Origin of the sequence: Parapedobacter luteus, from assembly GCF_900168055.1 — a bacterium.
GTDB classification, from domain to species: Bacteria; Bacteroidota; Bacteroidia; order Sphingobacteriales; family Sphingobacteriaceae; genus Parapedobacter; species Parapedobacter luteus.
Genome location: NZ_FUYS01000003.1, coordinates 333,108 through 357,325 on the forward strand (window position 1 = coordinate 333,108; position 24,218 = coordinate 357,325).

General features: G+C 49.1%; 23 protein-coding genes. 17 read left to right on the forward strand and 6 right to left on the reverse strand.

The features are described from left to right. Nucleotides 1-67: 67 nt before the first annotated feature. From B5X72_RS08020 to B5X72_RS08045, 6 genes are all read left to right on the forward strand, one after another. Complete coding sequence (locus B5X72_RS08020; RefSeq protein WP_079716321.1) at nucleotides 68-655, forward strand: RNA polymerase sigma factor; 588 nt, start codon at nucleotides 68-70, stop codon at nucleotides 653-655. Between the two features lie 87 nt (nucleotides 656-742). Continuing rightward, on the forward strand, nucleotides 743-1,951 hold the full coding sequence (locus B5X72_RS08025) for a FecR family protein (protein ID WP_079716322.1): 1,209 nt from the start codon (nucleotides 743-745) through the stop codon (nucleotides 1,949-1,951). Between the two features lie 269 nt (nucleotides 1,952-2,220). Then, complete coding sequence (locus tag B5X72_RS08030; protein ID WP_079716323.1) at nucleotides 2,221-5,538, forward strand: TonB-dependent receptor; 3,318 nt, start codon at nucleotides 2,221-2,223, stop codon at nucleotides 5,536-5,538. Nucleotides 5,539-5,550: 12 nt separating this feature from the next. After that, nucleotides 5,551-7,350, forward strand: a complete 1,800-nt coding sequence (locus B5X72_RS08035; RefSeq protein WP_079716324.1) for a RagB/SusD family nutrient uptake outer membrane protein — start codon at nucleotides 5,551-5,553, stop codon at nucleotides 7,348-7,350. A 285-nt stretch (nucleotides 7,351-7,635) separates the two neighbouring features. Then, on the forward strand, nucleotides 7,636-9,033 hold the full coding sequence (gene fumC, locus B5X72_RS08040; RefSeq protein ID WP_079716325.1) for a class II fumarate hydratase: 1,398 nt from the start codon (nucleotides 7,636-7,638) through the stop codon (nucleotides 9,031-9,033). Between the two features lie 84 nt (nucleotides 9,034-9,117). Continuing rightward, nucleotides 9,118-9,576 carry a fumarate hydratase gene (locus B5X72_RS08045; protein ID WP_245826880.1) on the forward strand — a complete coding sequence of 153 codons (459 nt, stop codon included), beginning with the start codon at nucleotides 9,118-9,120 and terminating at the stop codon, nucleotides 9,574-9,576. A 72-nt stretch (nucleotides 9,577-9,648) separates the two neighbouring features. Here the strand turns inward: B5X72_RS08045 and B5X72_RS08050 are convergent, their stop codons facing one another. Continuing rightward, a complete protein-coding gene (locus B5X72_RS08050; RefSeq protein WP_079716327.1) occupies nucleotides 9,649-10,041 on the reverse strand; it encodes a DUF3127 domain-containing protein in 393 nt (130 codons plus the stop codon). 76 nt (nucleotides 10,042-10,117) lie between these two features. On the opposite strand from B5X72_RS08050, the gene B5X72_RS08055 reads away from it, so the two are divergent. Both B5X72_RS08055 and B5X72_RS08060 read left to right on the forward strand, forming a co-directional pair. Next, complete coding sequence (locus B5X72_RS08055; protein ID WP_079716328.1) at nucleotides 10,118-11,296, forward strand: THUMP domain-containing class I SAM-dependent RNA methyltransferase; 1,179 nt, start codon at nucleotides 10,118-10,120, stop codon at nucleotides 11,294-11,296. Further along, nucleotides 11,247-11,939 carry an HD domain-containing protein gene (locus B5X72_RS08060; RefSeq protein WP_233632493.1) on the forward strand — a complete coding sequence of 231 codons (693 nt, stop codon included), beginning with the start codon at nucleotides 11,247-11,249 and terminating at the stop codon, nucleotides 11,937-11,939. The genes B5X72_RS08055 and B5X72_RS08060 overlap by 50 nt, the downstream gene beginning before the upstream one ends. Here B5X72_RS08060 and B5X72_RS08065 read toward each other — a convergent pair. After that, nucleotides 11,936-12,295 (reverse strand): TM2 domain-containing protein, encoded by a 360-nt coding sequence (locus tag B5X72_RS08065; RefSeq protein WP_079716329.1) that lies wholly within the window; start codon nucleotides 12,293-12,295, stop codon nucleotides 11,936-11,938. The genes B5X72_RS08060 and B5X72_RS08065 overlap by 4 nt on opposite strands. Continuing rightward, on the reverse strand, nucleotides 12,264-12,614 hold the full coding sequence (locus tag B5X72_RS08070) for a DUF2752 domain-containing protein (protein ID WP_079716330.1): 351 nt from the start codon (nucleotides 12,612-12,614) through the stop codon (nucleotides 12,264-12,266). Before B5X72_RS08070 ends, B5X72_RS08065 begins: the two co-directional genes overlap by 32 nt. A gap of 272 nt (nucleotides 12,615-12,886) precedes the next feature. On the opposite strand from B5X72_RS08070, the gene B5X72_RS08075 reads away from it, so the two are divergent. From B5X72_RS08075 to B5X72_RS08100, 6 genes are all read left to right on the forward strand, one after another. After that, nucleotides 12,887-13,672: a glycerophosphodiester phosphodiesterase gene (locus tag B5X72_RS08075; RefSeq protein ID WP_079716331.1), complete on the forward strand. Its 786-nt coding sequence runs from the start codon at nucleotides 12,887-12,889 to the stop codon at nucleotides 13,670-13,672. Nucleotides 13,673-13,675: 3 nt separating this feature from the next. After that, the gene (locus B5X72_RS08080) at nucleotides 13,676-14,515 is read left to right on the forward strand and encodes an endonuclease/exonuclease/phosphatase family protein (protein ID WP_079716332.1); all 840 of its coding nucleotides are present in this window, start codon (nucleotides 13,676-13,678) and stop codon (nucleotides 14,513-14,515) included. Between the two features lie 85 nt (nucleotides 14,516-14,600). After that, nucleotides 14,601-15,356 carry a DUF4197 domain-containing protein gene (locus B5X72_RS08085; RefSeq protein WP_079716333.1) on the forward strand — a complete coding sequence of 252 codons (756 nt, stop codon included), beginning with the start codon at nucleotides 14,601-14,603 and terminating at the stop codon, nucleotides 15,354-15,356. Between the two features lie 8 nt (nucleotides 15,357-15,364). Further along, the gene (locus tag B5X72_RS08090) at nucleotides 15,365-16,195 is read left to right on the forward strand and encodes a universal stress protein (protein ID WP_079716334.1); all 831 of its coding nucleotides are present in this window, start codon (nucleotides 15,365-15,367) and stop codon (nucleotides 16,193-16,195) included. A 7-nt stretch (nucleotides 16,196-16,202) separates the two neighbouring features. Continuing rightward, nucleotides 16,203-17,459 carry a peptidase T gene (pepT, locus tag B5X72_RS08095; protein WP_079716335.1) on the forward strand — a complete coding sequence of 419 codons (1,257 nt, stop codon included), beginning with the start codon at nucleotides 16,203-16,205 and terminating at the stop codon, nucleotides 17,457-17,459. Further along, nucleotides 17,441-18,055 carry a nitroreductase family protein gene (locus tag B5X72_RS08100; RefSeq protein WP_245826881.1) on the forward strand — a complete coding sequence of 205 codons (615 nt, stop codon included), beginning with the start codon at nucleotides 17,441-17,443 and terminating at the stop codon, nucleotides 18,053-18,055. The genes pepT and B5X72_RS08100 overlap by 19 nt, the downstream gene beginning before the upstream one ends. A gap of 24 nt (nucleotides 18,056-18,079) precedes the next feature. Here the strand turns inward: B5X72_RS08100 and B5X72_RS08105 are convergent, their stop codons facing one another. Both B5X72_RS08105 and B5X72_RS08110 read right to left on the reverse strand, forming a co-directional pair. Continuing rightward, nucleotides 18,080-18,736: a hypothetical protein gene (locus tag B5X72_RS08105; RefSeq protein WP_079716337.1), complete on the reverse strand. Its 657-nt coding sequence runs from the start codon at nucleotides 18,734-18,736 to the stop codon at nucleotides 18,080-18,082. Next, the gene (locus B5X72_RS08110) at nucleotides 18,733-19,281 is read right to left on the reverse strand and encodes an RNA polymerase sigma factor (RefSeq protein WP_245826882.1); all 549 of its coding nucleotides are present in this window, start codon (nucleotides 19,279-19,281) and stop codon (nucleotides 18,733-18,735) included. Before B5X72_RS08110 ends, B5X72_RS08105 begins: the two co-directional genes overlap by 4 nt. 375 nt (nucleotides 19,282-19,656) lie before the next feature. Here B5X72_RS08110 and B5X72_RS08115 point away from each other — a divergent pair, with 375 nt between their 5' ends. From B5X72_RS08115 to B5X72_RS08125, 3 genes are all read left to right on the forward strand, one after another. Next, complete coding sequence (locus tag B5X72_RS08115) at nucleotides 19,657-20,253, forward strand: YceI family protein (RefSeq protein ID WP_139378596.1); 597 nt, start codon at nucleotides 19,657-19,659, stop codon at nucleotides 20,251-20,253. Between the two features lie 43 nt (nucleotides 20,254-20,296). Continuing rightward, complete coding sequence (locus tag B5X72_RS08120) at nucleotides 20,297-21,679, forward strand: hypothetical protein (RefSeq protein WP_079716339.1); 1,383 nt, start codon at nucleotides 20,297-20,299, stop codon at nucleotides 21,677-21,679. Between the two features lie 66 nt (nucleotides 21,680-21,745). After that, nucleotides 21,746-22,387: a YceI family protein gene (locus B5X72_RS08125; RefSeq protein ID WP_079716340.1), complete on the forward strand. Its 642-nt coding sequence runs from the start codon at nucleotides 21,746-21,748 to the stop codon at nucleotides 22,385-22,387. Here B5X72_RS08125 and B5X72_RS08130 read toward each other — a convergent pair whose 3' ends face one another. Then, nucleotides 22,388-24,175: an acyl-CoA dehydrogenase family protein gene (locus B5X72_RS08130; RefSeq protein ID WP_079716341.1), complete on the reverse strand. Its 1,788-nt coding sequence runs from the start codon at nucleotides 24,173-24,175 to the stop codon at nucleotides 22,388-22,390. Nucleotides 24,176-24,218: the final 43 nt, after the last annotated feature.

Here is a 24,218-nt window from a genome sequence, read left to right on the forward strand (position 1 = left end):
GGGGGCTTTTTTAAATTGCGGTATTGTTCAAATTTGCTATACTTGTTGCAACCAACGGTATAAATAGATGTCATTCGAACAGTTCAAGTCGGGAGATGAGCGGATACTTTCCGCGTATTTCGACCGGTATGCCCGGGGCCTTTTACTGTTTGCTTACCGTATGGTCGGTGACGATTCGATAGCCGAAGAGCTCGTCCAGGATGCGTTCCTGAAGCTTTGGGAAGCCCGTGAACGGTTGGAGAGCGAAGCACACCTGAAATCGTTCCTCTACCTAACCACCCGCAATGCTTGCATAGACTACCTTAAAGGAATTGGAAATCGCCTACGGGCGGCATCCGGCGAACTTAAGGAAGAGTTGCTACAGGCAGACAGCGACTTGCTCGCACGGATGATACATGCGGAAACCTTACAACTCATCTACGCAGCGATCAAGAGGCTCTCGCCTACGCAACAACGGGTTTTTAAACTCACTTTCATTGATGGATTGAGCACGGAAGAAATAGGCGCTGAATTGGGCATGAATTCAAACGCCGTATTCATCGCGCGATCCAAAGCATTAGCACGGCTTCAAAAGTTATTTAAAGGAAAAGACCTGTTAATCTACGTCGCTTTTTTGTCGTTAGCGAATCGGCAATTTGAATTGTCATGCTCCTAAAACGTGAGCATTTCCGGATACAGTTTTTTTGTAATAATCGGAAAGGTTTCATTGGAAATATCGTAATAGCGTCCAAAGACCCTTAGATTGAGAACCGGAAAAGACATCGAGCAATTGCTTGTGCGCAGGCTACAGGGGATTGCCACCGATACAGAAAACCAACAAATCGAGCAATGGGCAGATGAAGATGTCCAACATCGCGCAACGCTTGCGCGGTTGGATTCCGAAGAAACGCTCCGGGAAGATCTACGCACATTGCTTTTCCTCGTTGACACGGAAGCGGGTGTTGTCCGTCTCAAACGCATGAATGAACATATCCGGCGATCCATCGCACGTCGTCCAAAACGTCGGTTGAACAAGTGGCTGCCGTATGTTGCAGCGATGGTCATCGCAGCGGCTACCTTGGCTTGGTGGTTTCTTGAAAAACAACCCGGCCATACGCGGTCGGATATCGTACGTGCAGAGAACATCCAACCAGGTGGAAACCGGGCTACCTTAACACTCACTGATGGGCGGACAATCACGCTCGATGAAACACAACATGGGATAATTTTCAGAGATCAGAACATTTCCTATACTGATGGCAGCAGACTACTGGATCAATACGAAGCTGCACCGACAGGCCACACCGGTCCGCCGTATGCTATACTCACGACACCGAGAGGGGGAACATACCAAATCGTATTGCAAGATGGTACGCAAATCTGGCTAAACGCATCCTCGTCGTTACGGTATCCGACAGCCTTTGACCGTAATGAACGTGTTGTTGAAATCGCGGGCGAAGGGTATTTTGTTGTTGCGGAAGACTCCAGACCTTTTAAGGTCATTTCCGGCAGGCAGACGATCAACGTGCTGGGTACTGAATTCAACATCAGTGCGTACCCAGACGAGCCCGAAACGAAAACCACGTTGGTAAAAGGAAAGGTGCAGGTAGGGCTTGACAACTCGCGCATTAATCACGCGCATGCGCCGTTCACACTCCGCCCGGGCCAGCAAGGGATTGTCGACACATCATCCGTTCGGGTTGAATGGGTGGATGTCAGCCAGCACACCGCATGGAAAGACGGGTTTTTCTATTTCGACGGCGATTCGCCACAGGAGGCTTTTGCCCAATTGGCACGATGGTACGATATCGAAGTGGTTTACCGAAACGACCTGCATACGATTGAGTTCTATGGAAAGATTGAGCGAAATATGTCGCTTGGAGCGTTCTTGAGCATATTGGAGGAAGCCGGGCTTGACTTCGAAGTCATCGCTAAAAAGAGCGGACTTCAGCTCGTTGTGGGTACCGAATAACATGAATTAAACACGACCGATTAAATAACCAATTAAACTGAAAAGCGATGATAAAACCAGCACCCGAATGAGTTGAGACCTCATTTACAGCGCAAAAATCCGGATGATGCTCACAACACCACCCGGCATATACGTTTGGATAGTACTCCTGACGTATCGCTACATGGAAATAACCAAAATTATAACCACCCAAACAAAGCAAATATATGAGTTTTTCACGATGTGTGAACAAGGATATCTATTCCTGTATCTACCAATATATACGAATAATGAAACTGACGACTTTTTTGATTGCGGTGTTCGTTTTGCAATCCTTCGCTGAGAGTAACGCTCAAAAAATCACGCTGAATGTCCGCAATGCAACGCTACAAGAAGTGATGAACAGTGTACAACGGCAACAGGGTGTTTCGTTCTTTTTCATCGGAAATAAGATTGCGTCAACCCGCATCAGTTTGAATATCGAACAATTGGAGTTGGCTGATGCGATGACGGCCATTCTCGCAAACAAGAATCTCGACTGGCATATCCAGGAAAATACGGTTGTCATCAAGCGTTCGAGCAACTCACGAACGGATATACAGCCCGAAAAAATGGCAATCGTAACTCGGCAACGAACCATTACGGGTACGGTGACGGACAGCCTTGGCGCACCATTGGTTGGTGTTTCGGTGGCGGTAAAGGAATCGAAGGCGACCACCAGTACGGATATCAATGGCAAATTCGTATTGGACGCGCCGTCGGGCCCTGTTACCACCCTAATCTTCTCTTACGTCGGCTATGTCACCCAAGAAATTGCCGTTGGAACGCAATCCGTTTTCGACGTGGTTTTGCAAGAGGATAATACCGGTCTGGACGAAGTCGTCGTGGTGGGATTTGGCGTACAGAAGAAAATCACCAACATTGGCTCTCAGGCCACGGTAAAACCAGAGGAACTGAAAACCCCGGTACGGAATCTTTCAACGGTATTGGCGGGCAGACTATCGGGAATAGTGGCCGTCCAACGGAGCGGCGAACCGGGATATGATAACGCAAATGTCTGGATCAGGGGTGTTTCCACGTTAACGGGGTCAAGCAGCCCCTTAGTGCTGGTTGATGGTGTGCAACGTCCGTTTTCCGATATAGACCCCGAAGACATCGAAAGCTTTTCCATTTTAAAGGACGCCTCGGCAACGGCGGTCTATGGTGTTCGCGGCGCGAACGGTGTCATCCTTATCAACACCCGGAAGGGCAAGCCCGGCCGCATCAATATCACCGCAGGTTATAATGAAGCCATCAACCAATTCACACGTATCCCGTCGCTGGTTGATGGGGCCACTTATATGCGAATCGTCAACGAAGCGCATACAACAAGAGGCAAGGCAGCCCGTTATTCGGAGGACATCATTGCGAAAACAGCCAGCGGCGAAGACCCTGATCTTTATCCGGACGTCAACTGGTACGATGAAGTTTTCAATAAATTCGGCCATAATCGCCGCGCAAACTTGAATATGACGGGCGGATCGGATCGTGTGAATTTTTATGTCTCTACAGCATACTTTAGTGAGGTCGGACTATTCAAGCGTGATGAACTCCAGAACTACAATTCGCAAATCAAGCTGGACCGCTATAATTTCACCACCAACCTTTCTATGCAAGCAACCGCTACAACAAAAATTGATCTGGGTGTTCAAGGGTACATCATGAATGGCAACTTTCCGGGCTCTTCTACCGGAGGGATTTTCGGGATGGCCATGCAAGCCACACCGATCGCATTCCCTGTTTTGTACAGCAATGGATATGTTGGCGACCAGCGTGGCGGTGAATTACAAAATCCCTATGCTATGCTGACACAAACGGGATATGTCACGGAGTGGCGCAACCGAATCAATTCGAATATCCGAGCCACTCAGGATCTCCACATGCTGATCCCCGGCCTGTCGTTAACGTCGATGTTTTCATTCGATTCGTATAACGAAACAGCTGCCAGAAGACTAAAACGGCCCGACACATATCTGGCTACGCAACGGGATGAAAACGGCGAGCTGGTTTTTGAGCAAACGTATGTCGGCAGTCCCTATCTGGGGTTTGAACGAACAAATCAAACCAGCAACCGTAATTTTTATACCGAGAGCGCGCTGAACTACACAGGGTCGTTCGGTAATCACCAGGCAACGGGTATGCTCCTTTTTAATCAAAGCGATTACATCGACAATTTCTCCGGAGACTTCATCGGATCTTTACCCTACCGGCTCCGTGGCCTTGCAGGACGCGCCACTTATGGCTTTAAGGAAAAATACCTTTTGGAGGTAAACTTTGGCTACAATGGGTCCGAGAATTTTTTACCCAACCGCCGATACGGGTTCTTTCCGTCGGTCGGTCTGGGCTGGGTTATATCGAATGAACCATTCTTCGGGTCATTAAGCGATGTCTTTCCAATGGCCAAATTCCGCTTCTCACATGGCCAAGTCGGTAACGCCGACATCGGTGGCCGCCGTTTTGCATATATCGGCACGGTGGGCGAAGGAGCGGGAGGATACACCTTCGGCAGGGATTGGAATAACTCATTCAGCGGATTGGATATCGCCGAATACGCGGTCGACGTCAGCTGGGAAAAGGCGACCAAAACGAATATCGGCATCGACGTAGACACACGCTTTGCGCCGGGTAATCGGTTAAATATACAATTCGATCTGTTTCATGAACGTCGCGAAGGCTCATTCTTGCGCAGAAGTTCTGTCCCCGCATTCGTGGGCTTGCTGAATAACCCATATGGCAACCTGGGAATCACCGAAAACAAAGGATTAGACGCCTCACTGACCTATGACGGAGCATTATCCGGCAACTTCAGTGTCAACTTCCAGGGAACAGTCACATACAACCGGAATGTCGTGATTGACGACGACCTGCCTCCCTGGAACTATCCCTGGCGCGAGCGGAAGGGCCAACGTATTGGCCAGCGCTTCGGCTTGATAGCAGAAGGGTTATTCAGGAGTGAGGAGGAGATCGAAAACAGCGCGACGCAGATAGGCGATGTGCGCGTCGGCGATATCCGGTACCGCGACCTCAATGGCGATGGAATGATTGACTCCAATGATGAGGCGCCTATCGGTTACGGCGATACGCCGCAGCTGGTGTATGGCCTGCGTGCCGGCTTTCGATGGGGGCAATTCTCCATGGCGGCATTCTTTCAGGGAATCGGCAATGTAGACATCCTATTAAACGGAGAAGGCCTTGTACCATTTCAGCAGGGAGGTACGAGAGGGAATTTATTGACCATTATCGAAGACCGTTGGACAGCGGAAAATCAAAACTTCAACGCGTTCTACCCCCGCTTGACGTTCGGTGACGAGAACATGAACTATCGAACAAGCTCATGGTGGGTCAAAAACGGTTCGTTTCTGCGATTGAAGACATTGGACCTGAATTACACGCTCAATAAGCGCTTTACCAATCGATTCCAACTGGAGTCTGCTACGATTTTCTTCCAAGGATTTAACTTATTCACGCTATCGGAATTTAAGATCTGGGATGTGGAGATGGGGAACGGGCGCGGAACAAATTACCCGCAGCACAAGACATACAGTTTGGGCATTCAATTAACATTTTAAGCTTCGTCAACCATGAAACAAAAGACATACATTACAGCGCTTGTCAGTGGACTGTGCCTTTTACTCACCACCTTTGGATGCCAAAAGAATTTCTTTGATCAGGTTCCGGATGATCGCATCACTATTGAGGAAGTATTTAATAGGCGCCTGGAATCGGAACAGTACCTGGCAAACATCTACGCCCGTATACGGGAAGAAAATAACCAATGGTCGGAAAACCCGTGGATGGGCGTAGCGGATGAAGCGGATATGACCTGGGCCCGGAGCGGCTATAACACCTATTTCATCAATCTGGGCGCTTGGGACCCGAACTCCGGATATTTCCAATTCTGGGAACATTACTATCGCGGCATCCGATCGGCTACCTATTTCATGCAGCATATTGGCGGAAATGCGGAAATACTCAAGTTACCCAACGGCCAGGCATTGATTGACCAGTATTGGGCGGAAGCCCGGTTTTTGCGGGCCTATTTTTACTTTTGCCTATTGCGGCAATACGGGCCTGTCATTCTGCTGGGTGACGAGGTAATTCCACCCGATACGCCGTTTGACAACCTATTGATCCCGAGAAATACCTTTGATGAATGCGTCAGCTACATCGCCAGTGAATTGGATGCAGCAGGACAAGCCCTGCCACTTGTGCAGACCAATGCAAGGGAAGAAGGCCGCGCCACCAGGTCAATGGCCATGGCTGTAAAGGCGCGTCTGCTGCTGTATGCGGCAAGCCCCCTTTACAACGGAAATACCGACTACGCCTCGTTTACCAATGAAGGCGGAACACCGTTGATCAGCCAAAGCTACGACGAAAACAAATGGAAGCTTGCTGCTGATGCGGCAAAAGCGATTATTGATCTCAATCATTTCGACCTGTATAAGGTGACGGACAGCGACGGGAACGTTGAGCCCATTGCGTCCTATTCCGGCGTAGTTTTGGAGCCTTGGAACAGGGAGCAGATTTTTGTCCGTCCAGCGTGGAATGACGGGGATTGGGAGCGACACGCTTCTCCCCGCTTTGGTGGCGGATGGTCGGGTATTGGCGCTACGCAAAAACAAGTGGACGCCTATTTTATGGCTAATGGCAAAGCCATTGATGAAGAAGGCTCGGGGTATGTCGAAACCGGATTTTCCACAGCGGATACGCGGTACACCACGGCTGGGACTTACAACATGTACGTAAATCGGGAGCCCCGTTTCTATGCATCGATTGTCTATAACGGTTCGTATTGGGTTCATCGCGACGAAGGTGATATCAGGGTTGGGATGCATCGTTATGGAAATACCGGCATGGAGGGCACCTGGGATTTCTCACGCACCGGCTATTTAATCCGAAAGAACATTCACCCGAACAGTAATCCACGGCTGAACCGTTTTGTCAGGAGGCCGTACGTCATGTTTCGTCTGGGCGAGGTTTATCTCAATTATGCCGAAGCACTGAACGAGTATGATCCCGGGAATCCGGATATCCTTCGTTATATCAACCTGATACGTGAGCGGGCCGGTATCCCAAAACTTGAGGGCGAATACACCCAAGAAGAGATGCGTCGGCGCATCCAACAGGAAAGACAGGTGGAATTAGCATTCGAAAACCACCGCTATTTTGATACCAGACGATGGAAAATCGCTATGGAAACAGACGGTGGGCCATTCGAAGGGATGAACGTAGAGGCGCCCGTATCAGATTTCGATGACCCCGAGTTCTATCGCCGTACGGTATTTGAGACCCGTGTATTCCAAGAGCGGCATTACTTATGGCCGATCCCTCAATCTGAGATCGACCGAAACCGTGCGCTGATACAGAATCCCGGCTGGTAGGAAGACACCCGATAGGACAGTGGAGTTTTCCTCATGCCGTAGGCCCCGGGAGGCGCAACGAAAATAAAGCCACCCAATATACCATGTTGGTTTTGGGTGGCTTTGCATATAATATATCCTAGCACGATGAAATTCCTGCCCGGCCGGGAAATCTTCATGATATCGAGGTGGCGAGGTAATGGGGGTCAAACAGGTTTTCTACCTTTTCGCTGACTCAATGCTTTCGATATTTCCACATCTCCCATATCTTCGTAACTTTGTAAGCATAATCAAAATAACAATTCCATGTCATATAGAATAGAACACGATACCATGGGCGAGGTGCAAGTACCTGCCGACAAGTATTGGGGCGCCCAGACCGAACGCTCGCGCAACAATTTTAAAATCGGACCTGCAGCTTCCATGCCCGCGGAAATCATCGAGGCCTTTGCATACCTCAAGAAGGCCGCGGCTTACACCAATGCAGACGCGGGCATACTGCCTACTGAAAAACGTGATCTGATTGCGCAGGTGTGTGATGAAATTCTGGCAGGGCAATTGGCTGATCAATTTCCCCTGGTTGTTTGGCAAACCGGATCCGGGACCCAATCAAACATGAACGTCAACGAGGTGGTATCTAACCGCGCTCATGTCATCCAGGGCAACAAATTGGGGGAAGGCAAGCCTTTCATTCACCCCAATGATGATGTAAACAAGTCACAGTCATCCAACGATACCTACCCTACGGCCATGCATATCGCAGCCTACAAAAAAATAGTGGAAGTGACCATCCCCGGCGTGGAAAAGCTACGCGACACGCTGAAAGCAAAAGCCGAAGCGTTCGCCAATGTTGTCAAGATAGGTCGCACCCACTTGATGGACGCAACCCCCCTGACCCTCGGACAGGAATTTTCGGGCTATGTGGCCCAGCTCGACTATGGCTTGAAAGCGCTTAAAAATACGTTGGCTCACCTCGCTGAGCTGGCCCTGGGCGGCACCGCTGTTGGCACCGGCATCAACACACCAAAAGGTTATGCAGAAACCGTAGCCAAGTATATCGCCGACTTTACGGGATTACCCTTTCGCACGGCACCCAACAAATTTGAGGCGTTGGCGGCTCACGATGCGATTGTAGAAAGTCATGGCGCATTGAAGCAATTGGCCGTATCGCTGCACAAAATTGCCAATGATATCCGTATGCTCGCTTCCGGCCCGCGTTCGGGCATTGGCGAAATCCTGATTCCAGAGAACGAACCGGGCTCATCCATTATGCCTGGCAAGGTAAATCCAACGCAGTGCGAAGCGCTTACGATGGTGGCTGCACAAGTTATTGGCAATGATGTAACCATTTCCTTCGGTGGCGCTAACGGCCATTACGAACTTAACGTCTTCAAACCGGTTATGGCGGCCAACTTTCTGCAATCCGCCCAATTGATTGGCGACGCTTGCATTTCGTTCAATGAGCATTGCGCTACCGGCATCGAGCCAAACTACGACGGCATCAAGAAACATCTCGAAAATTCGCTGATGCTCGTCACTGCGCTCAATCCTCACATTGGCTACGAAAATGCAGCCAAAATCGCTAAGAAAGCCCATAAGGAAAACAAGTCCTTGCGTGAAGCGGCACTGGAATTGGGCTTGCTCACCAACGAACAGTTTGACGAATGGGTTCGCCCAGAAGATATGATTGGCGGGCTGAAGTAGATCGTGGTTGTGACCCGTCTAGTACGACATAAATCGCACAGCATAGTATACCGGCTACATTTGGCCGGTATGCTTTTTCTAAGCATGAGCAGTTGCCACTTCAATCCGGATGTACAAAGTGAAGGAGCGGATTACCTGCAAGGCCTTTGGATACAGGACAGCGTACCCATGCAACATGCGCTTTTACAATATACGCTGCACGAATTAAAATTCACGTGCGACTCCATTTATGCAACGCTGCGGACGAGATCCAAAGTCAAGAATGTAGCAGATTCTTGCTACAATGCGGGGCAATGGACTGAATACGCCATAGGTGTGTATGTGGTACGTGGCGATAGCCTTCTGGTAGATGGGCTTTATACCAAGCCGGACTGGCGCCGGAAAACCTCCGGGTGCCACCGTACTGGGCAGTATCTACCGCGTTTCAAAATTGTCCGGTATAGTGCCGACTTCCTTGTGCTCGAAAACCGCTATGACCAGCGGCCGATCCTGCTGCGGAAAATTGCCGACATGACCTGTACCCCGAAAAAACGCTGGGAGTAAAAAGAAATAAAAAAAGGCAGCACTCATCGCACTACCTTTATTGATTTATTATCAACTAAAACTATATTCGGATTAAAAGGGCAAATCGTCGTCTTTTCCATCATCTGCAGAAATATCTACCGTAGGAGGGGCATCAAATGCCTGAGGACCGGAAGCTGCCTGGCCCGCGTTTGCCACCGGAGTGGTGGTAACCTTGGCTACACGCCATGCAACCAGTGAGTTGAAATAACTGGTTACCCCGTCTTTATTGGTCCAGGGACGTCCACGTAGATTGAATGAAACTTCTACCTCATCGCCCACACTCAGGTTGTCGAACAACGTCGTCCGATCCTGCGTTGCCTCGAAACGGATATATTCGACAAATTGAGGGTTTTCCGCATATTGGATTATTAGATCTCTTTTCTTGAATGTATCGGTAACCTGTTGCACATCACCAATTTCGTGTACTTTTCCTCGTATTTCCATTACTTGCCTCGTTTATTAAAACGGTAAAACTACATATTTTTTAGCGAACAATAATAACTAACTTTGCCAAAATCTTATGGAAGTTTTCAACACCCCCAGTAAAATCATCATCACCTGTTATCGACGGTTGTCGCCCTACCTGCAAAACGAAGTACAAGAGCTCGGGTTTGCTACCAAGCGTACCTTTGCTACCGGCATAGAACTGCAAGCCACAGGGAACGATTGCATCAGGCTCAACCTCAATTTACGCTGCGCCAGCCAGGTGCTTTACTCGCTAAAAGCCTTCCGGGCCAGTAATCCGGATGAACTTTACGAAGCATTATCGGATATTCCTTGGGAAGATCTCATCGCTTTTGATGGCTATATTTCGGTCACATCCAACGTGCATAATCCAACCATTACCACGCCGTTGTTTGCAAACCTGAAAGTAAAGGACGCAATTGCTGATCGCATTAAAAGCAAAAAAGGGCTACGCCCCGATAGCGGTCCAGATTTCCACAAGACGGTTGTGCATTTATACTGGCAGGACAACCAAGCCGAAGTCTTTCTCGATACCTCAGGCGAGGTGCTTGCCAAACATGGTTACCGCAAACATCCCGGTAAAGCGCCCATGTTAGAGGCATTGGCCGCATCGGTGGTATACGCCACTGCGTGGGATGGGCAGTCGGCATTCATTAATCCCATGTGCGGTTCCGGCACATTGGCTATCGAGGCAGCACTTATTGCCACCAACCGCAGACCGGGCCTTTTCCGTATGAACTACGGGTTCATGCACATACTGGGTTATGACGAGCAAGTGTTTTTTGCGGAACGGCGGAGACTTAAAGAGCAGGTGGATAAAAAGACGACGGCCAAAATCATTGCTTCCGACATTGCAAAAGAAGCCGTGGAAATTGCCCGGATGAATGCCAAGACGGCCGGTGTCGATCAACTCATCGACTTCCAAGTCTGCGATTTTGCGGAAACGCCACTACCCGATGGCCCGGGAGTAATCGTGTTCAATCCCGAATATGGAGACCGTATGGGCACGCACAGTAAGCTTGAAGCAACATATGGCCGTATCGGCGACTTCCTTAAACAACAGGGAGCCGGCAAACGCGGCTACGTATTTACCGGCAATCCGGACCTTGCCAAAAAAATCGGCCTCCGCGCATCGCGTCGGATCGAATTTTACAACGGCAGGCTGGATTGCCGCCTGCTGGAATATGAACTATATACAGGAACAAAACGCCACACCACTGATGAGCCAAGCTGACGAATCGCTGATCCGGCAAACAGCCGGCTTTGTCCGCCAACGACTTGTCCATGCCGAGGCCGGCCATGACTGGTGGCACATCCAACGGGTGTGGAACAACGTGAAGCTTATCCTTCAGCAAGAATCGGCCGACCGCCTTATCTGTGAGTTGGCTGCCCTGCTGCATGATATCGCAGACAGCAAATTCCACGGCGGGGATGAAACACTGGGGCCAAAGATTGCCGGCGACTTCCTGCAAAGCCTCAAGGTCCGGCAGGATATCATAGAACATGTGCAAGCGATCATCCTGAATATGTCGTACAAAGCCAGTTTAGGCCATATCGCCTTTCATTCCAAAGAACTCGAAATTGTGCAGGACGCCGATCGTTTGGATGCGATAGGCGCTATAGGCATCGCGCGAGCCTTCCACTACGGCGGATTCAAAAACCGCGAATTATACGATCCTGAGGTCGCTCCAAACATCCATCAGGATAAAGAAGCCTACAAAAACAGCACGGCGCCGACCATCAATCACTTCTATGAAAAACTCCTGCTATTAAAGGACAAAATGAATACGACCAAAGCCAAGCAGATTGCGGAGGAACGGCATGCCTTCATGGAACAGTACCTGGAGCAGTTCTACCGGGAATGGCACGGGGCTTAAAATCCGCCCATCACCATCATAGCCGACTCGCGGGCCATCCGCTGGTTGTATTCATCGGTCATGCTTTTATGGTTAATCAGGTCTACAATCGTGCCGATAAAGCAGAAGCCTACCGTAAGGAAATAGATGATGCCCATGGCTACCTGATTCAGGATAAATCGTTGGATACCTGCAAAACCCAAAAATCCCAGTAAGGTAAACAACAAGATATCCTGGGCGTTTTTCCGCTTACTATGATAAATAAACACGAAATGCTTCACTTGCTCCTCAGTAAATGTCTTCGTCGCGTGTTCGAGGTACATCAACTCTTCCGGAGAAATGCCCCTAATGGTCATTAATATATTGCGGTTGCTCATATTGGTGATATGTTATCCTGTTGAAATGAATTCTTTTTGACAAGGTGTATATTCGATGAACAATGACAAAAAAGGCTGGTATACCAAGCCAATGCATACGAAAGGATTCCATGACTTCGCCGTGCATAAATAGACCGATGGCCCGTCCGATGCCACACCCGGGGCACCACTCAAACCCTAAATTTTCCAATGGGCATAATGTAAAATGATGGCCATGCCCGGCCGAACAATAAAGAACCACCAACGCTGCCATCCAGCTTATCAGTTCGATTGGAAGCGCGTGCCACCATCTGCGCAGTATGCTTTTCGTACTACTCATTAAAAATATGACAACCGATGGTTCATGATGTTACATTTGGTCAGACAAATATAGTTAACTCAGCTCCAGCAAGCCAAAAAGTCCTACCAGCATGCCGCCAAGCATAAGCCATAACAAATTAGTTTTCAGCAAAGATACCAATTTACTCAGTGAAATCAGTGATGGCAGGCCGCTAAAAAACTGATATTTGTATCGCATTTTTAACAAAATGACTACCTTTAACCAACATTACGCTAATACAAATAGGCTAACTAGCGGCCAAAATTGAGAACATGAACAAACTGACACGGATTTTTTTTATGCTAACGGTATACGCCATGCCGCACATTTCTTTTGCGCAGTTTATTGACAATCAAGTCATCGCCCACCGAGGAGCATGGAAGGCCGATGGCCTGCCGCAAAACTCCCTCGCATCACTACAGCGCGCCATTGAACTGGGATGTGCAGGCTCTGAGTTCGACGTCCATCTTACGAAAGATGATGTATTGGTTGTTAATCACGACGCTGAATTTTACGACATCGATATCGCCACGGCTACTTATGCCGAGCTGCTGAACAAAAAGCACCCCAACGGCGAATCCATCCCTACAGCCGAAGAATACCTACGCGCGGGTATGAAACAGCAAAACACCAAGCTTATCTTTGAGCTAAAAACGTCTAAGCTGGGTAAAGAACGTACCCTGTACGCTGCCGATCTGGCTGTGCAGTTAGTTAAAAAGTTGGGAGCCGAAGCATGGGTAGAATACATCGCCTTTGACTACGACGCCTGCAAACAATTCATCAAGCGTGACCCCAATGCCAAGGTTTACTACCTCAATGGAGATATCGATCCCGAGCAAGTAAAGCGAGATGGGCTATATGGCCTGGATTATCATTTCAGCGTATACAAGAAAAACCCGACCTGGATCAGGGAAGCCAAGAGCTTGGGGCTTGTTATCAACGCATGGACTGTCAATACCGAAGACGAAATGCGCCTCCTGCTCAACCAACATGTAGAGTTCATCACGACAGACGAACCGGCATTGCTACTTGATGTCATCAAAAAACAAAAAAAATAACACATGAAACGGATTTTAAGCACCATTACACTCCTTTTTTTCAGTCTCACCATCTGCATTGCGCAGCAATTCATCGTGGCCTCATACAACATCCGGTATGATGCTTCCGGCGATGTCGGCAACTTATGGAAAGACCGGCACCCCCACTTGGTACAGCTTATCCGGTTTCATGGGTTCGATATTTTCGGCACCCAGGAGGGTCTCAAGCACCAATTGGAGGATATCAAAAAAAATCTACCCGGTTATACCTACATTGGGGTAGGCCGTGATGACGGCAAGGATGGTGGCGAACATTCTGCGATATTTTACAACACCGCCAAGTTTGAGGCGCTCAAACAAGGCAATTTCTGGCTTGCCGAAAATACGGAAGTGCCCAATAAAGGATGGGATGCTGCATTACCCCGCATCTGTACTTGGGGGCTTTTCAAGGACAAACATACCGGTTTTGAATTTTTCCTCTTCAATGCCCATTTCGACCATGTAGGTGTCGAAGCACGTAAGGAAAGTGCAAAACTCATTGTGAAAAAAGCCCATGAGCTGGGCAGTGGCGTTCCGATGATTATCACGGGCGATTTCAATGTAGACCAGCGTAACGAAAGTTATGAGGTGCTCAATAATAGCGGCGAGGTGACCGATGCGTATGTGTTGTCGCCACTGAAATATGCACCAAGTAGCACATATAACGGCTTTGACATCAAGAAAACAGGAGACAGCCGTATTGATCATATTTTCCTGTCAAAGCCGTTTACGGTACTGCGCTATGGAATACTCACAGACAGTTATCAAGGAAAGGTGCCTTCCGATCATTTCCCGGTAATGGCAGAAGTCCGTTATCAACAATAACAAAGCCATGGCTTAAAACTTGCATATACAGGGTAAGTTGCCTATGTTTGGGACGATATTCGTTTTTTAAAATTATTAGTTATTGATGAGTGGTTTGAAAACACTTCCTGCGGCCTTGTGCCTACTGTTGTTTACACAATGCGATACGCTTAACCAGGTGGCCACCTCCGGTCGGACAAGTGAGCCGGCTTCTTCTTCGGCTTCTTCTTCGATAAGTGCCGGCGAAGCCGCTTCCGGCATTAAGCAGGCCCTCAGCCAGGGACTAGATCGCAGCATCAAGTCGTTGGCCGTACAAGATGGCTTTTTGGGCAATGCCGCCGTGAAGATACTGATGCCGCCCGAGGCCCAAAAAGTGGAAAGCGCCCTCCGCGGGATAGGGCTTGGCTCGCTCTGTGACAACCTCATCCAAAGTCTCAACCGCGCAGCGGAAAGTGCCGTGAGCGAAGCTGCTCCCGTCTTTGTGTCTTCACTCTCCCAGTTGACCATCCGGGATGCGACAAACATCCTCCTCAGTGGCCAGCAGGATGCCGCTACCGACTTCTTTAAACGGACCACCACCAACGAATTGACAAAGCGGTTCAGCCCGATTGTGCAGGGAGCGCTCGGCAAGCATAACGTCGCACAATACTGGAACGCCGTGGTTACCCGTTATAATCAAATACCCCTGGTTAATGAGAAAATAGAAACGGATTTGAATAAATACGTTACTCAGAAAGCCATCGATGGTCTCTTTTACCAAGTAGCACAGGAAGAATTGAAAATACGGAACAACCTGGGTGGTACACGCACCACTCCTTTGTTGCAGAAAGTATTTGGATACGCTGATAAACAGAAAGGATAGATTGTGATATGAAGACATTTTTGATACCGGTGGACTTTTCTGACGTTGCCTACACCGCAGCCCAATATGCCGTAGACATGGCTACTTACCTTCATGCGAGTAAACTGATATTTTACCATTCGTATGCCCACAGGCCTTCGGATGGCTATGGTGAGCATGCGACGTATGAGCAAGCCACCCTCCGGCACCTGGAGAAAATGACGGCTAAGCTATACATCCCCGCCGCCCTACCCAAAGATCAGTTTGTCTTCATAGCAGATGACAAGCCGGTAAAGGCGGGTGTAGAAGCGATCGTGGCTGAGCATGCCGTATCACTCATTGTTATGGGTATTGCAGGCCTATCCGATATCGAGAATACACTCATCGGCCGGAATACGATGGATGTTGCGAAATCCGGCGCTGCCCCCTTGCTTATTGTGCCCCGTAATCATGTCTTCAAGCCTATACGAAAAGTAGTCTATGCCACGGATCTTAAAGATGTGGAATACATTACTCCCGCGGCAAGCATTATCCGCTTAGCGGGTCAGCTTGGGGCAGAAACCCACATCGTGCATGTCGACCCGGCGACACAGGGACAAACCCCTGAAAAAATTTTGGGCAAGCAACAAGTGCTCCGCATGCTGGAACCGCTAAACCCAGGATTTGAAGTGATCAGTGAACCCAAGGACAAAGCCGATGGAATATTTGACTATGTCAAGAGACATCACATAGACCTCATTCTTATGGCGTCGCGGAATCACGGTTTTTTTGAAAAGCTCTTCCACGGCAGTGTTAGCAAAAAACTACTCAACATTGCCGAAGTGCCGGTCGTACTGCTAAAGAATAAACCGACCGGGTAAACCGCTTATGTTGACAATAAATACATTGCGCGTGCTTGGCGTTGAAGAACGCTTCCTCCGATATGTGCAAGTGGATACGCAGTCGGATCCTGCATCGAAGACATGCCCCTCCACTGAGAAACAAAAAAATTTGGGGACACTGCTGGTGAAAGAGCTGTCAGCAATGGGCATCACTGACGCGCATCTCGATGCGCACGGCTATATCTTTGCGACCATACCGGCTAACAGCGACAAGCATGTACCGACTGTCTGTTTTTGTTCGCATATGGACACTTCCCCGGATTGCTCGGGAGCGGGTGTGAAGCCAATCATACATCGCGATTATCAGGGTGAAGACCTGGTTCTTCCTGACGATCCTTCGATAGTGATTAAGCCCACCGAACACGCTGACCTGAAAAACCAAGTCGGCAACGATATCATCACGGCAAGCGGGACCACCCTGCTGGGTGCAGATGACAAAGCTGGTATAGCTGAAATCATGACCGCCGCCGAGCTGTTGATGACGCATCCTGAAATCAAGCATGGCACCATCAAGATACTCTTCACGCCCGATGAAGAAATCGGCCGTGGTGTGGATCGTGTGGATCTGAACAAGCTGGGGGCTGACTATGCGTATACCATCGACGGGGAAACTGCTGGTTCCATTGAAGACGAGACCTTTTCCGCCGATGGGGTTACTGTAACCATCAGCGGCGTAAGCGTACATCCGGGTTTCGCCAAAGGCAAGCTGCAAAGTGCGATCAAGATTGCTGCCGAAATTATCGCTGGATTGCCTACCGACAGGCTATCGCCGGAAAGCACGGAAGGACGGGAAGGCTTTGTGCATCCGGTATCATTGACAGGCCATGTTGAACAAGCGGTTATCGAATTCATTGTGCGGGACTTTACCGATGATCGCCTCCATACACACGAAGCCGAACTGGAAGCCATTGTCAAATCAACCCTATCCCGTTATCCGGGATGCACCTACCACTTCGAAGTGAAAGAACAGTACCGCAATATGAAGCAGGTGCTCGACAAACATCCCCAAGTCATGGCTATCGGCTTGGAGGCCATCGAGCGCGCTGGCATGCAGCCTATCCGACGAAGTATACGGGGTGGAACGGACGGCTCACGGCTTTCCTTCATGGGACTTCCCTGCCCCAATGTCTTTGCAGGGGGGCATGCATTCCATGGCAAACAAGAATGGGTATCCGTACAAGATATGGAAAAAGCCGTGCGAACCATCTTGCACATCGCGGCATTATGGGAAGAACAAGCGTGAGTTTATTCAAATTAGACACCATGTCCTTTAACGATTTTAATACCATCCAGCATATCATCCACCACCGGAGGAGCATTTTCCCCGCGAGTTATGTGAAAAGGGAAATAACCAGAGATACGTTGATGCAATTGTTGGATTGCGCCAATGCGGCTCCAACGCATAAGCTTACCCAACCTTGGCGGTTCATTGTATTTCGGGAAGAAGGCCTTATGCGGTTAGCCGACCAGCTGGCAAGCCTGTATAAGGCTCACACGCCAGCTGAGCAGTTCTTACAAAAAAAGTACGAAAACACACGCGAAAAAGTCTTGCAATCCGGAGCAGTCATCGCCATTGTGGTCTCCTACAGTGGTGCCGTGCCGCAATGGGAAGAACTTGCCGCTACAGCTTGTGCCGTGCAAAACCTTTGGCTTGCGGCTTCCGCTGCAAATATCGGCGGCTATTGGAGCAGCCCCGGAGCCGTTAAGCACATGGGGGGCTTTTTACAGATAGCGGACAATGAGGAATGTCTTGGCTTCTTCTACATGGGCTATCACGAAGACCCTGCCCGCAAAGCAAACCGGAAGGCCGTGGCCGAAAAAATAAGGTGGGAAGATTGATTAACCCGTCAGATTATGCATAGACTATTCACGGGTCAGCACCAGCTTTCCCTTCGAACCTTTCCAAATCGGCCCTTCCGTCAATACCTGTCGTATTTCATTTAATAATAGTGGGTCTGCCTTGCCAACATGTTGGATAGCCGTTGGTTTCCCTTCGGCGTCGATCTCAAACATCAGTATCACCTCGCCGCTTACTGTAATCCTACCTGCGTTTTCGGCGAGGTGTGCATTAAGTTGCTCCCACCCGCCTTCTGGTTGGGCATCGAAGCCAGCTTCATTAACGGCTTCTGCACGGACATGCACTGCTCCTCCGGCTACCGGTGCCAACGCTACTTCCACTTCTTTCTCGGTGGTTTTGGGCTGCAAAGATTGGTTGCGCATCCACAATAGCACCAGCACCAGTACCATCAATACACAGGCGGTTGCTGCGATAGCCAGTCGTTGCCAACTGAAGTAGAAGGTACTTCGCTCTTTAGCCTGCTGCGCAATACGGGCAGCGAGACGCTGCTGCAGGAGACTCAACTGGCGATGACTGACTTCTTTTTGCATTCGGTATCCGTCAATGGCATCCTGAAGCAACGGATCGTCCAGTGCTTCTCGTTCGAGCCGATACATTTCGTCGCTGCTTAACTCACCGTTGAGATACTGTTGTATGCGTATGATGTTGTAATTGTTGTTCATCCTTGCTTTCTCTCCATACAAATTCTCAGATTACGTTTGCCGTTCTGGATATAGCTTTTCACCTTGCCGGGGTCATATCCGGTAAGTTCCGCGACCTCTTTATAACAGCGCTGCTCGAGATAAAACAACCTTATGCAGCGCTGCTGTTCTTCGTTCAGCTCCTTTAAGCATGACTCCATCAGTGCGAGCCGTTCTTCCGGGATTTGCTCTCCACTATGTTGTTGATGCAAAAACGTATCACTTTCCACAATATAGTCGTCAATATCAACGGTACTGACGCGGTTGGCAGTCCGCAAATCCATCAGGCAATGATTCCTTGCCAACGTATATAACCAACTTTTAAAGTTGGTTACTTCGTGTACGCGTAGTTTCGTGATTAAAGACTCGAAGATCTGCATGACAGCGTCTTCGCTTTTTGCCTCATCTTTAAAATATTTAAAACATAACCCATAAACCAACGGCATGTAGGGCTCATACAACCTGCCTAAAAGTTGTAATTCCCCCGTTTTTCGATATTCTTCCAGAAGACGCCGTTCGTCAAGCACAATGTAAAATCTATCCTTAGGTAATACGTTATCAGCCTACCTTGTATCAAACATACAAATTCTTACGGGTTTGGGAAAGCTCAAGATCCTTTTTCCGCCAAAGCCATAAGATAGATGCTTGCAATCCCCGTTTTCCATAATGACACGTCCACCCAAATGTGATCAATGTCACCAATCGATGTGGCAGAAAGACGACGACCCGCGTCGATAGGTAAAAAAACGCATTCACTCCCCCTGGAATCAACCGGAAAAACTTAACGAAGATTACTTTTTTGGCTGTTTAAGGCCACGTAGCAGGCCAAAGCTTTGCCATAGTTTTGTGATGTAATCAAGAGGATTACCCAAGTAAACGAAGTGCAAAATAAAATAACGACCATGAAAAGAACAATAAATCTGGCATCCTTAAGAGCTACCGCGCTGATGATCGCTGTCGCTTCTTTCAGCCAAGTGAAGGCACAGACAACGTACCAGTCAAGTGCTACACAAACGACAATAAAAGGAACATCCACCCTGCATGACTGGAATATGACATCCGCCAAAGGGCAAACCAAAGCGACATTCACGATCGAAGGCGACCAGGTCAGTGGAATTACCGCACTGACCTTTACCCTACCCGCCGAATCGCTAAAAAGCGATAAAAGTGGGTTAGACAAAAATGCTTATAAGGCTTTGGCTACCGACAAGCATGCAACCATAAGCTTCTCGATGACGTCCGGTACACTAACCCCGACAGGCAAAAACACCTTTCAGGTAAGGGCTACCGGCAACCTCACCATCGCCGGCACCACAAGACCGACAACCATCACGGCAACCGGGCAATACAGTCCTACAGATAAAAGCATCACCGTAAAAGGAGCAACCGCGTTTAAAATGACCGGATACAACGTAAAACCGCCGACGGTCATGATGGGGACTATTAAAACGGGTGATGAAATTACCGTTGACTACAGTTTAAAACTGACCCCCCAATAAATTGAACAACGAGTCTTTTACTTTCTTTTTTAATACAACAATCATGAAAACGACATTTACCACCCTCGCGACCATAGCTGCATTTATGGTCTCGACCATCCCCGCAACCACATTTGCGCAAACAAGCGAGGATGACAACGATCCCATCATTTCATACGGAAAGCCCGACTTCTTTAGAAGCTATGACAAAAAGGGCATTAACGTCTTTGAGACCACAAAGGATGATGTCAACAAACCCTATACCGGCCGCCGGATTAATATCGGCGCTGGTTTCACCATGCAGTTTCAATCCATCGAACATGAAAATCCCGGCGCACTGAACAACCACAGTCAGCTGGCCAACCATCTATTTCCCCTAAAACCCGGCTTCATGACGTCCCAAGCCAACTTGTACTTCGATGTGCAATTGCTGGAGGGGATCACGATGAACCTGACAAACTACCTATCTTCCCGCCACCATAATGAATTTTGGGTCAAAGGCGGATACCTGCAAATCGATAAATTCCCTTTTGAGGGTCAGTTTTGGGATGAGTTGAGTAAAATCATAACCATCAAAGCGGGCCACATGGAAATCAACTATGGCGATGCACACTTCAGGAGGCCTGATGGTGGCCAGACATTTTATAGCCCCTTCATGGAAGGCAACATCATGGATGCCTTTGCTACCGAAATCGGCGCGGAGGTATACCTGAAGAAAGATGGATGGCTGGGAATGATAGGGATAAGCAACGGGATGATCAAGGGACATGTAGACTCCGCCGCCGCCAACGCAGATGGCACTGATAAGCGGGCTCCCTCGATCTACCTAAAAGGCGGATATGACAAACAAGTAACCGAAGATGTACGGCTTCGTCTGACCGGTAGCTGGTATCACAACAGCGGCACCAATGGCAGCGGGCTCACCCTGTATAGCGGTGACCGTACGGGTTCCAATTACCAGAATGTGATGGAACAAGGGTACACCGCGGACGGTACACTCAAGGGGTATACGGCGATGTACTCATCAGGGCGTTTTAATCCTGATTTCAACGGCAAAATAGACGCCGTGATGATCAACGGATTTGCCAAGGTGCAGGGATTCGAATTCTTCGGCACGTATGAATATGCCACCGGATATGCGAAAAACCAAACCGAAAACCGGGTGGCCACACAGTACGCCATAGAAGGACTGTACCGCTTCGGCAAAAATGAAAACCTATACGGTGGCTTACGCTATAACGTTGTCAACGCCGAAATGCCCTACGGTACCTCCATCGAGGATGTAAAAATCGACCGCTTTGCCGTGGCCGGGGGCTGGTTTATCAGCCGCAATATTTTGGTGAAAGCCGAGTATGTAACCCAAAGCTACAAGGACTTCCCGAATACCGACTTCCGCCACAACGGTAAATTCAACGGGGTTGTGCTGGAGGCGGCAATCAGCTTCTAACACGTGCAGGAGCAGTCCAGAAAACCTCCCTGCTGAGGTTTTCTGGATTTATTCGAAACACACCATATGATGGAAGCAACAAATTACATCCGACGACACGCTATCTTGCCACTTATCGGCATGCTATGTACGTTTGTTTCTTTCAAGTACGCTAATCCGCAATATGCTACACACGCTACCGGCGAACTGCACTGGACCGTGCTGCCCAGCAGCTTCATCACCATCAACGGCAGTTCCAATATCAACACATTCGGATGCGAAGCTTCCGGCACCTTCAAAGCGGACCGCCTCCAAGGCGGCGTTTCAAAAGATGGTAAACGCGTGAACATGAAGGGCGCCATCACCATCGCCATCAACCAGTTTGACTGTCATAACCGGATGCTGAATGCCGATCTCCGGAAGACCTTGAAAGCAGACGAACATCCACAGATGACCATCCGGTTTGTGTCGCTGGAGCGGATGCCCTTGTGCGATGGCGGGGAAGACTTTATATCCGGCAGTGTTGTTATTGAACTTGCCGGGCAGCGTAAACCTTTCAATCTCAGGTACGCGTTTTCAAAGACGAACACCGGCTATAAGCTTGAAGGCAGCCGCACATTCTCGTTCGCTGATTTCAATCTTACGCCCCCGAAAAAGGTCGGAGGGCTGGTCAAAGTGAAAGACCAGTTTGACGTGGCGTTTACCCTACTCCTCGATAACTGCAAGTGATCAAAAACACCACCCATTTGCGTCAATCAATTGGTTTGCCACCCGTTGCCGCGCGTCCTTGGCATTATAAGGCTCGGCTTTAGTGAAGCGCTTCAGGCCCATCAGCATCATCTTCAGTTCATCGCCCTCAGCAAAAGCGTTGAGCGCATCCTTGCCTGCGAGGAATACCTTGTCGATGGTCGCATGCAAATATATTCGCGCCATATCCAACTGGCCGAGTACCGCTTCCTCACCTTTCTGGTTCACCAGTTTTTCAGCTCGCAGTAGTGCAGATTCAGCCAGGTAAATCGATCCGATAATGTCAGCAATATTCATCAATATCTCCTGTTCTTTCTGTAGCGTCATCATCAGCTTCTGTACGGCGGCGCCAGCCACCAGCAACCCAGTTTTTTTTAGGTTAGCAAGGATTCTTTTCTCATACGCAAAAGATGTTTCAGCTTCCGTCAAATCGGGGATCGCCAAGAGCTCGGCCGCTACGGCCTGAGCGGGCCCCAGAAGGTCGAGCTCGCCCTTAAGCGCACGCTTGAGCAGCATGTCTACAATAAGGAGGCGGTTTACCTCATTGGTTCCTTCAAAAATGCGGTTGATGCGTGAGTCGCGATACGCGCGCTCCATGGGAGCATCGGCAGAATACCCCATGCCACCATAGATTTGCACACCTTCATCCACCACATAATCCAGCATCTCTGACCCCCAAACTTTCAAAATGGCACATTCAACGGCAAATTGTTCGGTAGCTTTCAGTTTCGCCTCTACACCATCCATACCGTCAGCAATCAAGGCTTCATAGGCCTCATCGATATGTTGCCCTGCGCGATAGGCCGCGCTTTCTACGGCAAAATTACGTGCGGCCATCTCGGCCAGCTTATGGCGAATTGCACCGAACTTGGAAATCGGCAAGCCAAATTGCACACGTTCATTGGCATAGTTAATGGCTTGATTAATGACGCGGCGCGAAGAGCCGATGGTTGCAGCTCCAAGTTTGATACGCCCCACATTGAGGATATTTACTGCTATCTTGAATCCATTCCCGCGTTCCGACAGCATGTTCTCTACCGGCACAGGGCAATCGTTGAAAAACACCTGCCGGGTGGAAGATCCCTTGATACCCAATTTGTGTTCCTCAGGATTCATGGTGATGCCACCGAATCCCCGTTCGACGATGAAGGCTGTGTGGTTTTTGTCTTCGTCGATTTTGGCGAAAACAATGAATACATCCGCAAAGCCTCCGTTGGTGATCCACATCTTTTGCCCATTGAGCAGGTAATGCGTTCCTTCGGCATTGAGTGTGGCACGGGTACGGCCGGAATTAGCGTCGGAGCCCGCATTCGGCTCGGTCAGGCAATAGGCCGCTTTCCATTGACCTGTCGCTAATCGGGGAATATATTTTTCTTTTTGCACAGCATCGCCGTAATACAGGATGGGCAGCGTGCCGATACCGGTATGCGCAGAGAAGGCCACAGCAAAGGAGTGGCCCGCGCCGATGACATCAGCGACAAGCATAGACGTATTGAAATTTTTGCCAAACCCACCGTATTGTTCAGGAACGGACACGCCTAACAAGCCCAACTCGCCTGCTTTGTCAAGCAGGTTTTGCATCAATCCTTCTTCTTGTGCATCGATGCGATCAAGATTCGGAAAAATCGCTGTTTCAAGAAAATCCTGACAGGTTTGCCGAATCATGATTTGTTCTTCGTCGAAGTCTTCGGGTATAAAAATATCCGTTGCCGGTGTTTCTTTGATGATGAACTCACCGCCTTTGATCGTTGTTTCGTTTTTCGTTTCCATGTTTTCATTGATTAAGGGTGATTTTATTGATTAAGGATGAAAG

Bases quoted from the DNA above. Each gene is read 5' to 3' on its own strand.
- B5X72_RS08020 (WP_079716321.1), top strand. From the start codon at position 68: ATGTCATTCGAACAGTTCAAGTCGGGAGATGAGCGGATACTTTCCGCG.
- B5X72_RS08030 (WP_079716323.1), top strand. From the start codon at position 2,221: ATGAAACTGACGACTTTTTTGATTGCGGTGTTCGTTTTGCAATCCTTC.
- B5X72_RS08035 (WP_079716324.1), top strand. From the start codon at position 5,551: ATGAAACAAAAGACATACATTACAGCGCTTGTCAGTGGACTGTGCCTT.
- fumC (WP_079716325.1), top strand. From the start codon at position 7,636: ATGTCATATAGAATAGAACACGATACCATGGGCGAGGTGCAAGTACCT.
- B5X72_RS08045 (WP_245826880.1), top strand. From the start codon at position 9,118: ATGAGCAGTTGCCACTTCAATCCGGATGTACAAAGTGAAGGAGCGGAT.
- B5X72_RS08050 (WP_079716327.1), bottom strand. From the start codon at position 10,041: ATGGAAATACGAGGAAAAGTACACGAAATTGGTGATGTGCAACAGGTT.
- B5X72_RS08055 (WP_079716328.1), top strand. From the start codon at position 10,118: ATGGAAGTTTTCAACACCCCCAGTAAAATCATCATCACCTGTTATCGA.
- B5X72_RS08060 (WP_233632493.1), top strand. From the start codon at position 11,247: ATGAACTATATACAGGAACAAAACGCCACACCACTGATGAGCCAAGCT.
- B5X72_RS08065 (WP_079716329.1), bottom strand. From the start codon at position 12,295: ATGAGCAACCGCAATATATTAATGACCATTAGGGGCATTTCTCCGGAA.
- B5X72_RS08070 (WP_079716330.1), bottom strand. From the start codon at position 12,614: ATGAGTAGTACGAAAAGCATACTGCGCAGATGGTGGCACGCGCTTCCA.
- B5X72_RS08075 (WP_079716331.1), top strand. From the start codon at position 12,887: ATGAACAAACTGACACGGATTTTTTTTATGCTAACGGTATACGCCATG.
- B5X72_RS08080 (WP_079716332.1), top strand. From the start codon at position 13,676: ATGAAACGGATTTTAAGCACCATTACACTCCTTTTTTTCAGTCTCACC.
- B5X72_RS08085 (WP_079716333.1), top strand. From the start codon at position 14,601: ATGAGTGGTTTGAAAACACTTCCTGCGGCCTTGTGCCTACTGTTGTTT.
- B5X72_RS08090 (WP_079716334.1), top strand. From the start codon at position 15,365: ATGAAGACATTTTTGATACCGGTGGACTTTTCTGACGTTGCCTACACC.
- pepT (WP_079716335.1), top strand. From the start codon at position 16,203: ATGTTGACAATAAATACATTGCGCGTGCTTGGCGTTGAAGAACGCTTC.
- B5X72_RS08100 (WP_245826881.1), top strand. From the start codon at position 17,441: ATGGGAAGAACAAGCGTGAGTTTATTCAAATTAGACACCATGTCCTTT.
- B5X72_RS08105 (WP_079716337.1), bottom strand. From the start codon at position 18,736: ATGAACAACAATTACAACATCATACGCATACAACAGTATCTCAACGGT.
- B5X72_RS08115 (WP_139378596.1), top strand. From the start codon at position 19,657: ATGAAAAGAACAATAAATCTGGCATCCTTAAGAGCTACCGCGCTGATG.
- B5X72_RS08120 (WP_079716339.1), top strand. From the start codon at position 20,297: ATGAAAACGACATTTACCACCCTCGCGACCATAGCTGCATTTATGGTC.
- B5X72_RS08125 (WP_079716340.1), top strand. From the start codon at position 21,746: ATGATGGAAGCAACAAATTACATCCGACGACACGCTATCTTGCCACTT.
- B5X72_RS08130 (WP_079716341.1), bottom strand. From the start codon at position 24,175: ATGGAAACGAAAAACGAAACAACGATCAAAGGCGGTGAGTTCATCATC.